Origin of the sequence: Bradyrhizobium sp. (genome assembly GCF_035309285.1) — a bacterium.
Classification (GTDB): Bacteria; Pseudomonadota; Alphaproteobacteria; order Rhizobiales; family Xanthobacteraceae; genus Bradyrhizobium.
In genome coordinates this window covers 1-13,470 of record NZ_DATGFH010000026.1, presented here as the reverse complement: position 1 = coordinate 13,470, position 13,470 = coordinate 1, and the positions used below count along the sequence as shown (strand labels likewise).

General features: G+C 63.1%; 17 protein-coding genes. 9 read left to right on the top strand and 8 right to left on the bottom strand.

The annotated features are described in order from the left end of the window. A partial coding sequence (locus tag VKR55_RS06490; RefSeq protein WP_324400919.1) for a class I SAM-dependent methyltransferase occupies positions 1-527 on the bottom strand: 527 nt, incomplete at its 3' end. A gap of 249 nt (positions 528-776) precedes the next feature. Here VKR55_RS06490 and VKR55_RS06485 point away from each other — a divergent pair. Then, positions 777-2,162 (top strand): Nramp family divalent metal transporter, encoded by a 1,386-nt coding sequence (locus VKR55_RS06485; protein ID WP_324400917.1) that lies wholly within the window; start codon positions 777-779, stop codon positions 2,160-2,162. Positions 2,163-2,289: 127 nt separating this feature from the next. On the opposite strand, the gene VKR55_RS06480 is transcribed toward VKR55_RS06485, so the two are convergent. Both VKR55_RS06480 and VKR55_RS06475 read right to left on the bottom strand, forming a co-directional pair. Then, on the bottom strand, positions 2,290-3,066 hold the full coding sequence (locus tag VKR55_RS06480) for an arginyltransferase (RefSeq protein ID WP_324400915.1): 777 nt from the start codon (positions 3,064-3,066) through the stop codon (positions 2,290-2,292). 76 nt (positions 3,067-3,142) lie between these two features. Beyond that, entirely contained in the window at positions 3,143-3,688 is a 546-nt protein-coding gene (locus VKR55_RS06475; protein ID WP_324400913.1) for an RDD family protein, read from the bottom strand. Positions 3,689-3,885: 197 nt separating this feature from the next. On the opposite strand from VKR55_RS06475, the gene VKR55_RS06470 reads away from it, so the two are divergent. Further along, on the top strand, positions 3,886-4,515 hold the full coding sequence (locus tag VKR55_RS06470; protein ID WP_324400911.1) for a DUF6151 family protein: 630 nt from the start codon (positions 3,886-3,888) through the stop codon (positions 4,513-4,515). A gap of 6 nt (positions 4,516-4,521) precedes the next feature. Here VKR55_RS06470 and hemB read toward each other — a convergent pair whose 3' ends face one another. After that, the gene (gene hemB, locus VKR55_RS06465) at positions 4,522-5,583 is read right to left on the bottom strand and encodes a porphobilinogen synthase (protein ID WP_324400909.1); all 1,062 of its coding nucleotides are present in this window, start codon (positions 5,581-5,583) and stop codon (positions 4,522-4,524) included. Positions 5,584-5,753: 170 nt separating this feature from the next. Between hemB and VKR55_RS06460 the strand changes: the two genes are divergently transcribed. The 4 genes from VKR55_RS06460 to VKR55_RS06445 all read left to right on the top strand — a co-directional run bounded on the left by VKR55_RS06460 (position 5,754) and on the right by VKR55_RS06445 (position 8,032). Continuing rightward, on the top strand, positions 5,754-6,239 hold the full coding sequence (locus VKR55_RS06460; protein ID WP_324400907.1) for a DUF6163 family protein: 486 nt from the start codon (positions 5,754-5,756) through the stop codon (positions 6,237-6,239). A 387-nt stretch (positions 6,240-6,626) separates the two neighbouring features. Continuing rightward, positions 6,627-7,145 (top strand): transcriptional regulator LdtR, encoded by a 519-nt coding sequence (ldtR, locus tag VKR55_RS06455; RefSeq protein ID WP_324400905.1) that lies wholly within the window; start codon positions 6,627-6,629, stop codon positions 7,143-7,145. A gap of 421 nt (positions 7,146-7,566) precedes the next feature. After that, a complete protein-coding gene (locus VKR55_RS06450) occupies positions 7,567-7,791 on the top strand; it encodes a hypothetical protein (RefSeq protein WP_324400903.1) in 225 nt (74 codons plus the stop codon). 19 nt (positions 7,792-7,810) lie between these two features. Continuing rightward, positions 7,811-8,032: a hypothetical protein gene (locus VKR55_RS06445; protein WP_324400901.1), complete on the top strand. Its 222-nt coding sequence runs from the start codon at positions 7,811-7,813 to the stop codon at positions 8,030-8,032. Between the two features lie 244 nt (positions 8,033-8,276). Here the strand turns inward: VKR55_RS06445 and VKR55_RS06440 are convergent, their stop codons facing one another. The 4 genes from VKR55_RS06440 to VKR55_RS06425 form a co-directional block, all read right to left on the bottom strand. Then, positions 8,277-8,441, bottom strand: a complete 165-nt coding sequence (locus tag VKR55_RS06440) for a hypothetical protein (protein ID WP_324400899.1) — start codon at positions 8,439-8,441, stop codon at positions 8,277-8,279. Between the two features lie 94 nt (positions 8,442-8,535). Further along, on the bottom strand, positions 8,536-8,709 hold the full coding sequence (locus tag VKR55_RS06435) for a hypothetical protein (RefSeq protein ID WP_324400897.1): 174 nt from the start codon (positions 8,707-8,709) through the stop codon (positions 8,536-8,538). 152 nt (positions 8,710-8,861) lie between these two features. Further along, complete coding sequence (locus VKR55_RS06430; RefSeq protein WP_324400895.1) at positions 8,862-9,266, bottom strand: hypothetical protein; 405 nt, start codon at positions 9,264-9,266, stop codon at positions 8,862-8,864. Between the two features lie 70 nt (positions 9,267-9,336). Further along, a complete protein-coding gene (locus VKR55_RS06425; protein WP_324400893.1) occupies positions 9,337-10,113 on the bottom strand; it encodes a COG4705 family protein in 777 nt (258 codons plus the stop codon). Between the two features lie 196 nt (positions 10,114-10,309). On the opposite strand from VKR55_RS06425, the gene VKR55_RS06420 reads away from it, so the two are divergent. The 3 genes from VKR55_RS06420 to glyA form a co-directional block, all read left to right on the top strand. Beyond that, on the top strand, positions 10,310-10,972 hold the full coding sequence (locus tag VKR55_RS06420; RefSeq protein WP_324400891.1) for a response regulator transcription factor: 663 nt from the start codon (positions 10,310-10,312) through the stop codon (positions 10,970-10,972). Continuing rightward, complete coding sequence (locus VKR55_RS06415; protein ID WP_324400889.1) at positions 10,969-12,330, top strand: ATP-binding protein; 1,362 nt, start codon at positions 10,969-10,971, stop codon at positions 12,328-12,330. The genes VKR55_RS06420 and VKR55_RS06415 overlap by 4 nt, the downstream gene beginning before the upstream one ends. 199 nt (positions 12,331-12,529) lie before the next feature. Beyond that, positions 12,530-13,470, top strand: a 941-nt coding sequence (glyA, locus tag VKR55_RS06410; RefSeq protein ID WP_324400887.1) for a serine hydroxymethyltransferase, incomplete at its 3' end; no start/stop codon positions are given.

Sequence of the window (13,470 nt, the reverse complement as noted above, 5' to 3'; positions counted from 1 at the left end):
ACGCCGGCGACGGGATCAGGCAGATGCTCCAGCGTCTCGAAACAGGTAACGAGATCGAATTTGCCCTGCGGCGGTGTGGCGTGGTCCGGCACCATTGGATCGTAGGTCACGGCTTCCTTGAAGCCCTGCGCGCGCAACACGCTGCACAGCACGTCGTTGCCGCCGCCGAAATCCATGACGCGCATCTCGGCCTTGAACGGCGCCCAAAGATTGGCCACCACCTCGGCGTTGCCGCCCGAAGGTTTGGTGAGCTTCTCGGGATCGAACGCAGGGTAGCCGTCATTGTAGATGTGCGTCCTGAACTGCTCATGGTCCCAATCATCGAAAGCGTCGGTGAACAGAAAGCCGCAACGCGCGCAGCGGCGGTAGTAGACGGGCACGCCGGAGAGGGGCGGGCGCATACCGCCGGGAATTTCGCAGGGGCGGTGCATGTCGACGACGCCGTAAAGCGCGGACGCGCCCTCGCAGATCTTGCAGGCAATCGGGGCCTGCGATGGCGGCCTGAGACGGAGTTCAGTGGACAGCATGGTGAAGCCCCCGTGGCGCGCTCTTTTCAGGAGAAAGCACTGCCGCCGCGCAGATCCTGCCGGCGAGTCGGCGACCTGCGCCGCAGCCTCATCAGGGCGCGATCATGGTTAATTTTTCATTATTCGCGGCCGGCGGGCCCGCAAATTCGCCCGCGACCTCCGGCGTGACAGGCCGGCGCTCTAACCAAATCGGCTAGATGCTCTTGCGAATGAGTTGCATTTAATGGAGAAGTACGCCATCTTCGGCGGATGGACGCCAGATCATCCGAATTAGAGCCTGATTCAGCTCGGGAATTCGCGCCAGCCGGCGCCCGGCTCGCGCCCGCTTGGCGGGGCGAGCGGGGTGAGCCCTCGCTATCGAACGTGTTCGGCTCGGTGCGGACGGCGAGCCGGGGATCGTTCTGGCGCAAGCTGCTTGCGTTCCTGGGGCCGGGCTATCTGGTCGCCGTCGGCTATATGGATCCCGGCAACTGGGCGACCTCGCTCGCGGGCGGCTCCAAATTCGGCTACGCGCTGCTCACAGTCGCGCTGCTGTCGAACCTGATGGCGATCATCCTGCAATCGCTGTGCACGCGGCTCGGCGTTGGCGCAGGTCGCGACCTCGCGCAGGCCTGCCGCGATTCCTTCCCGCGCGCTGTCGCGCTGCCGCTGTGGCTATCGGCCGAGGTTGCGATCACAGCGACCGATCTGGCGGAGGTGATCGGCACCGCGATCGGGCTCAATCTCCTGTTTCACATCCCGCTCGGGATCGGCGTCATCATCACCGCAGCCGATGTCTTCCTCATCCTCGCGCTGCAGGCGTTCGGCTTCCGCTGGATCGAGGCCTTCGTGGTGGCGATGCTGGGCGTGATCGCCGCCTGTTTTGCGGTGCAGATCGCACTCGCCGATCCCGACTGGGGCGCGGTGCTCCGCGGGCTCGTGCCAAGCCGCGATCTCGTCGCCAATCACGAGATGCTGTATCTCGGGCTCGGCATTCTCGGCGCGACGGTGATGCCGCATAATCTCTATTTGCATTCCGGGCTGGTACAGACGCGCGGCTATGGCGATACCGAGGCCGAAAAACGCGAAGCGATTTCGCTTGCCACCATCGATTCCTCGATCGCGCTGTGCTTCGCCTTCGTCATCAATGCCTCGATCCTGATCCTCGCCGCGGCGACGTTCCATCGCGTAGGCAAGATCGACGTCGCCGAGCTCGACCAGGCGCATGCCTTCCTCGCACCGCTGCTCGGCTCGACGCTCGCGCCGACGCTGTTTGCCGTCGCGCTCATCTGTTGCGGCTTGAACTCGACCATCACTGCGACGCTGTCGGGCCAGATCGTGATGGAAGGATTTTTGAATTTTCGCATCGCGCCGTGGCTGCGTCGCCTCGTGACGCGGATGATCGCGATCGTCCCTGCGGTCGTGGTGACGATCTGGGCCGGCGAGAGGGCGACGGGGCAGCTCCTGATCCTGAGCCAGGTCGTGCTCAGCCTGCAACTGCCCTTTGCGATGGTGCCGCTCGTGATGTTCACCGCAAGCAAGGCCAAGATGGGCCCCTATGCGGCGCCCCGCTGGCTCACGGCGCTGGCCGTCATGACAGCAGCGCTGATCATCGTGCTGAACGCGAAGCTGGTGTGGGATTATGTGAGCGGGTGAACCCCCAACCGTCTTCGCCCGGCTTGACCGGGCGATCCAGTAAGCGGCGACGTACCGATTCAAGCACTGACGTCTCTGGAATACTGGATCAACCGCTTTTCGCGGGTGATGATAGTCTGTGGCTTCGCTAGTCTTGCGGCTCGCTCGTGACGTCGCCCGCGGCATCCACGCGCAGCCAGCCCGACGGCGCGAGCCGCTGCTGCGGCAGGAAGCGGCCTTTGTAGTCCATCTTCTTGGAGCCCTCGATCCAGTACCCGAGATAGACGTAAGGCAGGCCCTGGCGCCGCGCGCGGGCGATGTGGTCCAGGATCATGAAAGTGCCGAGCGAGCGGCTTTCTTCCGACGGGTCGAAGAAGGAATAAACCATCGAAAGCCCGTCGGAGAGCACGTCGGTCAGCGCGACCGCCAACAGCTCCTGGCCGCGGCCGGTGACGCCGGAGTCGGGGCCGCGGCGCCGATACTCGATGATGCGGGTCTCGACATGGCTGTCTTCCACCATCATGGCGTAATCCAGCACGGTCATGTCGGCCATGCCGCCATGGCGATGCCGCGCATCGAGATAGGCGCGGAAGATCGAATATTGCTCCGAGGTCGGCACCGCGCTGCGCTGCTCGCCGATGACGTCGGCGTTGCGTGCAAAAACCTTGCGGAAACTGCGCGACGGGCGGAATTCGTTCGCCACCACGCGCACGGAAACGCAGGCCCGGCACTGGTCGCAGGCGGGGCGGTAGGCGATGGATTGGCTGCGGCGGAAGCCGCCATGGGTGAGGAGGTCGTTGAGATCGCCCGCTTTGTCGCCAACCAGATGCGTGAACACCTTCCGCTCGTGCCGGCCCGGCAGATAAGGGCAGGGCGAGGGCGCCGTCAGGTAGAATTGCGGAGTGTCACGCGAGTGCTGGGTCAAGGAATTCCTGTGAGCCTCCGGGGCGAAGCAGTGGGGCTAGCATCGCGCCGCGGAGGCTGATGGTCAATCGGTTTGCCTAGTAGGTTCGCGCGGCCTGGCCGACCGGCGAACGAACAGAGTTGTTGATAACCACGGTTCCGAGCAGAAAGTCGTGTGCAAGGCGCCGGCGCGCATTGAACAGGCCGATCAACAGGATCAGCGGCGAGAGCACCGAGATCGAAATGTAGAACACCACCGCGTGCGCCGCACCCAGCACGAAATAGCCGGGCGCGCCGTACCAGGTGCGCAATTCCAGGTCCATCACCCGCATGCCGATGGTGGCCGAACGCGGTCCGCCGAGGGTGGTGCCGTAATAGACCAAGGCCCAGATCACGGAGGCGGGCGACACCAGCCAGAACAGCGTCCAGCCGAGCCCGAGCGTCACCAGACCGAACACGGCGATGAACAGGATTGCCAACACGATGGGTATCGACAGCACGATCACGTCGATGATGAACGCAATCACGCGCCGCGTCAGCACGCCGCGAAACAGCTCCGGTTCCAGATAGGGATCGTATGCGTGCTGATAATTCGGCGGACCGCCGCTCTGCCAGCCGCCGCTGCCGGGACCTTGATAGGACATGCCTCACCTCCGTGAGGGACTTTCCCCTCGGGCAAGGACATGGGAACCGACTGCGCCGCCGCAAGGCTGCGGCACCATGAACAAGAAGAAATATTCCGGCGTTGCGGCCACGCACGAGTGACTTGGATCACCCGGGCGCTGCGGCTAATTTTGAGCCGGATAGCGCGATTGCATCCTTGAGGAGCGAGGGCCGACGCATGGACGGACAAGTCGAGGTGCGTTGCCGCTGCGGGGAGGTGCGGGGGATCGTCACCGATCCATCGCCACGGACCGTCAATCGCGTGACCTGCTATTGCGACGATTGCCAGGCCTTTGCCCATGAGCTCGGCCGCGCCGATCTTCTCAACAAGAATGGCGGCAGCGATATCATCCAGGTCGCGCCCGCCGCGGTCAGTTTCACCAAAGGACAGGATCGCATCGTCGGACTTCGGCTGACGCCGAAGGGGCTTTATCGCTGGTATGCGAAGTGCTGCAACACACCGGTCGGCAACACCCTTGGTCCGGCTGTGCCGTTTGTGGGTCTCTTCGCTGAGATCCTTGATGTGCCGAAACCGGATGAGGTCGTCGGTCCCCCAACCGGCGCCATCATGGGGAAATATGCCGTCGGCGAGGCGCCGGCCGGTTCTAGCGGCATCAAGCTGTCGCTGATGCTGGGCGCCATCGGCCGCGTGATCGGTTGGCGGCTCAGCGGAAAGACCTGGCCGCATCCGTTTTTCGCACAAGAAACGCGGGTGCCGATCTATCCGATTACCGTGGTTTCCAAGGAGCGGCGCGACGCGCTCCGCGCCTTTTGCGGCCCGCATCCGACGGCGCAGGCCGCGCCCTGAAACGCTTCAGCGTGCGCGCTTCAGCTTCTCGGCTGCCTGCGGCGCGAAATAAGTGAGCACGCCGTCGGCGCCGGCGCGTTTGAAGCCGACCAGGCTTTCCATGATCGCGCGCTCGCCATCGATCCAGCCGTTTTGCGCGGCGCCCGCGATCATCGCGTATTCGCCGGAGACCTGATAGGCGAAGGTCGGCATGCCGAACGCATCCTTCACGCGGCGCAGCACGTCGAGATAGGGCATGCCTGGCTTCACCATCACCATGTCCGCTCCTTCCGCGATGTCGAGCTCGACCTCGCGGAGCGCCTCGTCCGAATTGGCGCTGTCCATCTGGTAGGTGCGCTTGTCGCCGGTCAGCGTCTTGGCGGACCCGATGGCGTCGCGGAACGGGCCGTAGAAAGCGGAGGCATATTTCGCGGCATAGGCCATGATCTGTACGTCGACGAAGCCGGCGCGGTCGAGCGCCTCGCGGATGGCGCCGACGCGGCCGTCCATCATGTCCGACGGCGCAATGATGTCGCAGCCCGCTTCGGCCTGCACCAGCGCCTGGCGCACCAGCACCGCCACCGTCTCGTCGTTGAGAATCCTGCCGTCCTCGATGAGGCCGTCATGGCCATGGCTGGTGAAGGGATCGAGGGCCACGTCGCAAAGCACGCCGATGTCCGGAAACTCTTTCTTGATCGCGCGCACCGACTGACAGACGAGGTTGTCGGGGTTTAGGGCCTCCGACCCCTGCTCATCGCGCAAGGACGGATCGGTATAGGGAAACAGCGCAAGGCAGGGAATGTCGAGCTTGGCCGCGCGCTCGGCGTCGCGCACGATCTGGTCGACCGAAAGGCGGTCGACGCCCGGCATCGAGGCGATCGGCACGCGGATGTTGTGACCGCCGGTGACGAACAAGGGCCAGATCAGATCGTCGGTGGCGAGCACGTTCTCGCGCACCATGCGCCGCGCCCACTCCGCCTTGCGGTTTCGGCGCGGGCGGACCGTCAGATCTAGGGCAGGGGCGGCGGTTGCGGCTTCGCGCCGCGACACGTCGCGCATTTCGATCGGACGGCCGAATTTGATCGCCATGGAATTGCCTCGTCTTTAAGCCGGCGGACTGGAATTTATCCAGTTCTAACATCTAGGCGCGCGCCGGTCATTTGACCAGAAGCAAAGCGGCCGTAGGTTGATTTTGCCGCGCCGGAGGGCCATGAGTGCTGGCATGGACACTGATTTGGCGATAGCCGGCGGGCCGGCGCATGTCTGACATCTCGCCGCGTGAGGGCGCGCGGGACAGGATGCGCGATCATATGATGCGCGACCACATGATGGCGTCTTCGATGTCATCCGAGCGGATCGAGGGCGATGAGAACGTCTGGACGCGGCGGCTCGTGCTGTTCCTGCGCGTCATGGCCGTGCTGTCGATCATCAAGGGCCTTTACCACTGGGCGCAGGTCACGGGCTTCGTCGGCGGCGAGGACGATGCGTTCGAAAACCAGCCGATGGCCTGGCAGGCCGCGACCGTCTATTTCGCGGTGATCGAGCTCGTCGCCGCGGTCGGGCTCTGGCTCGCCACGCCCTGGGGCGCTGTGGTCTGGCTCACGACCGTCGTCTCGATGGCGGTGATCGAATTGATGTTTCCGGGAATCTACGGCGGCAGCCTTCTGGTCGTTGGTGGCGAGGCCGTCATGCTGGCCGCCTATCTCGCGCTCGCCTGGATGGCCGCGCGGGAGCGTCCGCCATAGCAATGTGAAAACGGATCGCCGAAAACCGGGAAGGCTGTCCCAAAATCTGCTCGCCTCCAATTTTAGGTGAATCCGCCTTAAGGTTTTGACCGTCTTAAGCGCCGTGCCACACCTCTTACGTGCGCCTTTCAAACCGCGACCCAGGGTGTTTTGGAATGCGACACCGAGCGGGACGAAAGCGTGAACATCGCGGTCCCACCGTGAATGGGAAGTTGCGAAAAGCCCTTGATCCATGGGCTTAATCCGCGATTCACTGTCTTAAATTCATTCTCTCTTTATTGTCTTATTTAAGCGGTTCTTCAAACCGCTCCCCTAAGTTGCAGCTATCAGGCGGGACCAAAGTTTCGTCGATTATAAGTCGATAAAAACGACAACAGGGGAAGTGTCATGAAGAATGCCGTTGCGACGGCGGTGGAAACCGCTGACCGCGCTGCCGCAGGCCAGTCGCCGGTGCAGCCGCTCTATCTGGAAGCATTGACGTTGGTGGAGCGGCTGCATCGCCGCCTGCTCGATGTCATCAAGGATGAATTCGATCGCCGTGGCCGCTCCGACATCAATTCGGTGCAGGCGCTCTTGCTCTACAATATCGGCGACAAGGAGCTGACCGCGGGCGAGCTGCGCACGCGCGGCTACTATCTCGGCTCCAACGTCTCCTACAATCTGAAGAAGCTGGTCGAACTCGGCTTCCTCGATCATCAGCGCTCGCGCGTTGATCGCCGCTCGGTCCGCATCCGCCTGACCACGCAGGGCCAGGAAATCCGTCGCATCGTCGAGGCGCTCTACCAGAAGCACGTCAAGACGGTCGAGCAGGTCGGCGGCATCTCGAACGAGGAGTTCGCGACGCTGAACAAGTCGCTGCACCGCCTCGAGCGGTTCTGGACCGACCAGATCCTGTACCGGCTCTGAGAATCTCCTAAGGGTGAGAAGCCGGCCGCAAAGAAGACCGGCGAGCCCTTCATTTTTTTCTTCCTTCCCCCTGGATGAGAGCATCGGTGGCGCTTCGCCGCCGATGCTCCTGTCGTTTTGGGGCGACGGTCGACATGTTCGACCGGCGCATGATCCAAAAAACCAGCCTCGCATTTCGATAGCGGGATGCGCAGCGGCTTTTCGAAATGATCACGCGGATACAAGGACCTAAAGCCCGATGTTCATTCATCCTCACAGCATCGCGCTCGGCGTGGAAGGTCTGCCGATCGCGCAACTGCCGGGGTGAGGCCATATTCTCGTCCCAAGCGCTTCATTTTCGTGTTGATAAGGAAGGGCCGATCCAAATTGGAACTAGTTCCGCGTTCAGGGCTTTAGTCCTTCGCATGAGGAGACAGAGGCCATGCTGGTCGAGCGCGGCGTGCGGGTGATGAATATGGGGGTGGTGGGCGACGCCTACGCCATCGCCGCCAATTATCTGCGCCGCAAAGGTGCGCTGCCGGACAATCTCATCACCGACGAGCGGCTGCTCGGTATCGTCGTGCAGCTCTTCCGCAGCGGTGAAGTGAACAAGCTCAGGCTCGCCAACAAGGCGATCGCCGAATTCGAAGCCCCGCAAATTGCCTGACATCACACAAGAGGAATCCATGCAAGCCGCCATCGACCGCATCATGGAGACGTACAATCTCATGATGGGGCGCTCAGCCTCAGCGACGGAAGACGCGCGAGCGAAAGTGACGGATTACGTCAGGACACTGTTCGAGGCCGGTGAGCGCGACACCCACCGCCTCACGGTGTGCGGGCTCACTTACTTGCGCGAGCTCGACGGCTCGAATGATCCGGTGAAGGCCGGATATACGGGGCTTTGAACGCACGCCGCTGGTCTACTGGATCCTGCAGGAGACGCCGGGTTGGTCGCGAGCCGAAATCGATGAACTCATCAAGTCCGGCGAGCGCAAGGACGCCAACGTCGCAAAGCCCGTGCCGTTGCACTGGGTCTACATCACCGCCTGGGCGACGCCCGACAAGATCGTGCAATTCCGAGACGACATCTGCAATCGCGACGGCTTTGGCGCGCAGGTGAATGCGGTGAAGGGGTAGGGCAAATTGCGCTTACTCGGCGTGCGCATGCGCGCGGGCGTCGAGGTGCTCCACTAGGAGCTGTCGGTAGTGCGCGGCCATCTCGCGATAATGCTGCCGGGACACGGGATCGGCCGCCTTTTCCGCGCGCTGCTCGAACATTTCGGCCTTCTGCCGGAGAACCGATGCTTCGGTCATGGCTCGCTCCTCTTCGGCAGACAATTATGCGTTGGTCACGCTGGCCCAACGGGTTGCGGCAAGGGTTGATTTCACGATCGAGTGAGACCGCGTCTCAATAGCCGGCCTCGATCGCCTGAGCCGCGAGACGGCCCGCGAAGAGCTGGTATTCCAGATCCTCGATCGCCTGCGCCGCCCGCTCTTGCGAGAGAGCATCGGTGGGTTCGAGCGCAGGCCTGCGTGCTCGCACCAGCTTGCGTTGCAGTTCCTCGTGTTCGCGCCGCGTCATGGCAGTGGTTCCGTTGAGCGAGGGGTTGGTCCCTCATCGATGGATATTCCATTACCATCGGCGGATTATGCCGTGAGTGATGCTCCTCACAGGGCACCCAACCGGCAAGTCTATGGGCTTTGTCGGTGACCTTGCCGAACGCGCGGCGCGGGTCAGGGTTTCCCGATCGAGTCCATGACGGAGAGAAGCTCGGCAATGCTTTGCTTGCATTTGGAGGGGTCGGGCGTCGCCGCACGCAAGGCTTCCAGCGCGCGATCGATTGCCTTGTCGAGCGTGTGCCAGTCAGCCGCCGAGCGCGGCTTCAGCCCGGCTTCCGCTTCGTCCCATTGGGTTTCGAGGTCCTTGATCCGCGTCTTGGCGCCGGCCAGATCGCCCTTGTCGACAAGTGCCGACGCATCGGCAACAATGGCGCGGAACTGTGAGAGGTCCCCAAGCTTCGAGGACATCGCTGCTTCCGCCAGTGGCACGACTGAAAAGCGGTGAGCCGAATATTGGTGTGGCTCGCCGATGGTCAGGGTTGGCAGGCTGATCGCCAAGGCCAGGATTGTTCGCTTCATCGACATTTCTCCTCGTTGCGTGCCCGCGGGCGACTCGCCTGGGCGGCACGTGAAAGGCACGGGCAGAAGCTCATTGCGCCGGGTTGGCGGTTTCGGTCCGCTCGCCTTCGAACGTCACCCAGACCACAAGTGCAACGATCACCGTCAGAAAGGCGAGGCTGGTATGGACGGTGCCGAGGCCGAGGCCGCCGTAGTTCGGGGATTGCGACAACAGATCGCCGAGCGAAGCCCCGAGCGGCCGCGTCAGGATGTAGGCGAGCCAGAAGCTGAGAACCGGTTCGGTGCCAAGCCGGTAGAAGACCGCAACGAAGCCGATCAGCACGCCAAAGACGATGACGCCGAGCTGGAAGCCGAGGCCGAAGGCCTCAGTCGCCAGGTCGCCGGCCGCTGTTCCCAGTGCAAAAGTGAAGAGGATGGCCGCCCAGTAGAACAACTCGCTCCGCGTCGTGATGATGCTGCTGATCGATAGCGTCCGCTCGATCGCAAACCAGATGGCGAATGTCGCCGCCAGCGCGCAAGCAAACAAGGCGGTAGAGACGTAGAGGCTTATCTCGAGCTTATCGGTCAAGAGGTCGGTGATCTCTGTGCCGACGATGCTGACCAGAACCACAGTAAGCCAATAGACCCAGGGAACGTAGCGGCGGGCGCGTAGCTGCAGGATCAATGCGGCGCTTAGGAGGCTCGCCATGCACGCCGCCGTCCAGTTTGCGCCAAGGCCCACATGCACCGCGAGATAGTCGGCGCCGGTTTCGCCGACGGTTGTGGAGAGGATCTTGATGATCCAGAAGACCAGCGTGACTTCCGGAACCTTGTTCAGCATTGGCGACACATGGCGCTCCCGGCTCATGACCATTTCTTCCTTGCGAAACGAGTTGCCTTTTGGAGGATGTCCGACCGTGATGCGGGAGACTTAGTCGCGGCTTAGCCGGCGGAGATTTCCCGGCGGCGGCCGCACGACGGCACGGGACGTCGTCCTAAGTCGGCGCTAATTCAGGGACACGAGACTGAAGAGTTGATGCCTTGCGTCGGACCAAGAGTTGAAGATGCGGATTCTATTGATCGAGGACGACAGGATGGTCGGCGCGGCTGTCGAGCAGGCGCTCAAGGACGCCGCCTACGCGGTGGACTGGGTGACGGACGGCGAGACCGCCATTCTTGCCGCGGAGAGCGAGGCCTACGAGTTGGCGCTGCTCGATCTCGGCCTGCCGAAGCAAGATGGCCGGGCTGTGCTTCGGCGGTTGCGCGCATGCGGCCGCAGGCTGCCCGTCATCATCGTGACCGCGCGCGATGGAGTCGACGACCGCATCGATGGTCTCGATCTCGGTGCGGATGATTATCTCGTCAAGCCATTCGAGATACGCGAATTGCTGGCACGCATGCGCGCGGTGCTGCGGCGCGAGGGCAGCGGTTCGCCGTCGCTTCTGACCAACGGCGCACTCAAGCTCGATCCGGCAACCAGGGAAGCCTCATTTCTCGATCAATCCGCACTGCTGACGGCGCGCGAGTTCGCGCTGATGCAGGCGCTCCTGATGCGGCCCGGGACGATCCTGTCGCGAAGCGAGCTCGAAAGGCAGGTTTACGGCTGGAATGAAGAGGTCGAGAGCAACGCGGTCGAATTTCTGATCCACGGCCTGCGCAAGAAGCTCGGGAGCGGAGCGATCCGCAACGTGCGCGGGATCGGATGGATGGTGGACCGCCCGTCATGATCAAATCCCTGCGTGGGCACTTGTTCATCGGGCTGACGGCGATCATCGTCCTGACCGGCGCCATCGGCGGCCTGCTCGCCTACAACTGGGCCTTCGAGGAAGCCGACGAACTCCAGGATTCGGTGCTGATCCAGCTCGCAAGCGTTGCCGCCAACGGCACTTTCAGCACCGGCAAGCTTCAGGGCGTCGAGGAGGACACCGAAGTCTTCCTCATTGAACTTGGAACAACGCCGCGCGGATCGCTGGACGATCGCCGCCTCTTCGGCCTCAAGGATGGCCTTCAGTTGGCCGTGCGCAACCGCCAGCCGATCCGCGCCTTGCTTCGCACGCGGGCGGACGGCAGCCGTTTTGCCGTCGCGCAGCCTACCGCGATCCGGGATGCGACCGCCCGTAATATGGCGTTTCGCACGCTGCTGCCGATCGCGGCGTTGATTCCCTGCCTGATGATCATGACGGCGCTGGTGATCGCGTATTCGCTGCGGCCTTTGATCCGGCTCGCCGAAGACCTCGATGCGAGACCGGCCGACGACCTGACGGCCTTGCCGCTGTCCGATACGCCAAGCGAGCTGCATCCCTTCATCGCCGCGATGAACGGGCTGTTGGAGCGAATGCGGCTCTTGATGGACCAGCAACGGCGATTCGTCGCAGATGCAGCGCATGAGTTACGCACACCGATCACGGCGCTTAGCGTGCAGGCCGAGAATCTCGGTCCCGTCGACCTCCCGGAGGCCGCGCGGAGCCGGCTTGCGGCGCTCAAACAAGGCATGCATCGCACCCGGCATTTGCTTGAGCAATTGTTGGCCCTGGCGCGGCAGGAGGCGCGGCCGGCCGGTGCTGAACTGCCGTTGGTGGCGCTGGATCACGCCCTGAAAAACACGGTGGCCGATATGCTGCCGCTGGCGCTCGATCGCAGCATCGATCTCGGGTCCGAACTTGTCGAGCCCGTCACGATCCGCGGCGAGCCGGTTGTGATCGAGGCGATGATCCGAAACTTGCTGGACAATGCGCTCCGCTACACCCCGTCAGGGGGAAGGGTGGATATCGGCGTCTATCGCTCGGGCGGCGCAGCCGTGCTGCAGGTCGAGGACACCGGACCAGGCCTTGCAGCCAGTGATCTCGACCGGATTTTCGAACCGTTCTTTCGCGGCTCGCAACCGCAGGGCGATGGAAGCGGCCTCGGACTGTCGATCGTCAAGCGCACCGTTGAGCGGCTTGGCGGCTCCATCGAGTTGGAAAATATCGGTGTTGCCAGCCGCGGTGGGCTTCGGGTGACGGTTCATATACCGCACGCGGCCGTGGACGGTGGCGCGGCAAAGGGCCACCCGGCCTCGGAGCGTCGGCCGCCGCGAGGCCCCTAGACTAGCCGTGCGGAACCCCGAGGGGACGGGCTGTCAGTCCCCTAATCCCCACCATATCTTGCATAAATATCAGGCCTGGACCGCAAGTCCTTGGCCGGGGCGGGGCGATGTGCTAATCGGCACGCTACCGCTTCGACCGCCACCCCAAGACCGGCCGCATCCCATTTAAGAGGTTGCGGGCGTTGAGGATATTTCGCCGATGAACCCTGCATCTTCCAGCGCCAAAACTGCTTCCGCCCCCGATTCCTTCTTCACTGCCAGCCTTGCGCAGGCGGATCCGGAGATTGCCGCCGCGATCAAGGGCGAGCTCGGCCGGCAGCGGCACGAGATCGAGCTGATCGCGTCCGAAAACATCGTCAGCCGCGCCGTGCTCGAGGCCCAAGGTTCGGTGATGACCAACAAATATGCCGAAGGCTATCCGGGCGCGCGTTATTACGGCGGTTGCGAATGGGTTGACGTCGCTGAGACGCTCGCGATCGAGCGCGCCAAGAAACTGTTCGGTGCCAACTTCGCCAACGTGCAGCCGAACTCCGGCAGCCAGATGAACCAGGCGGTTTTCCTGGCCTTGCTGCAGCCGGGCGACACCTTTATGGGACTCGATCTTGCCGCGGGCGGACATCTGACCCACGGCGCGCCGGTCAACATTTCAGGAAAGTGGTTCAAGCCGGCGCACTACACGGTGCGCAAAGATACCTGCGTCATCGATATGGACGACGTGGCGCGCCGCGCCGAGGAGGTTAAGCCAAAGCTGATCATCGCCGGCGGTTCGGCTTACGGACGGCACTGGGACTTCAAACGCTTCCGCGAGATTGCCGATAGCGTCGGCGCTTACCTGATGGTCGACATGGCGCATTTCGCTGGCCTCGTTGCCGGTGGCGTGCATCCATCGCCGATCCCGCATGCCCATGTCACGACTACGACGACGCACAAATCGCTGCGCGGCCCGCGTGGCGGCATGATCCTGTGCAACGACGAGGCGATTGCCAAGAAGATCAACTCGGCTGTGTTCCCGGGCCTGCAGGGCGGTCCGCTGATGCACGTCATCGCGGCGAAAGCCGTCGCGCTTGGCGAGGCTTTGCGGCCGGACTTCAAAATCTACGCGAAGAATGTCGTTGAGAATGCCAAGGCCCTTGCCGAAAC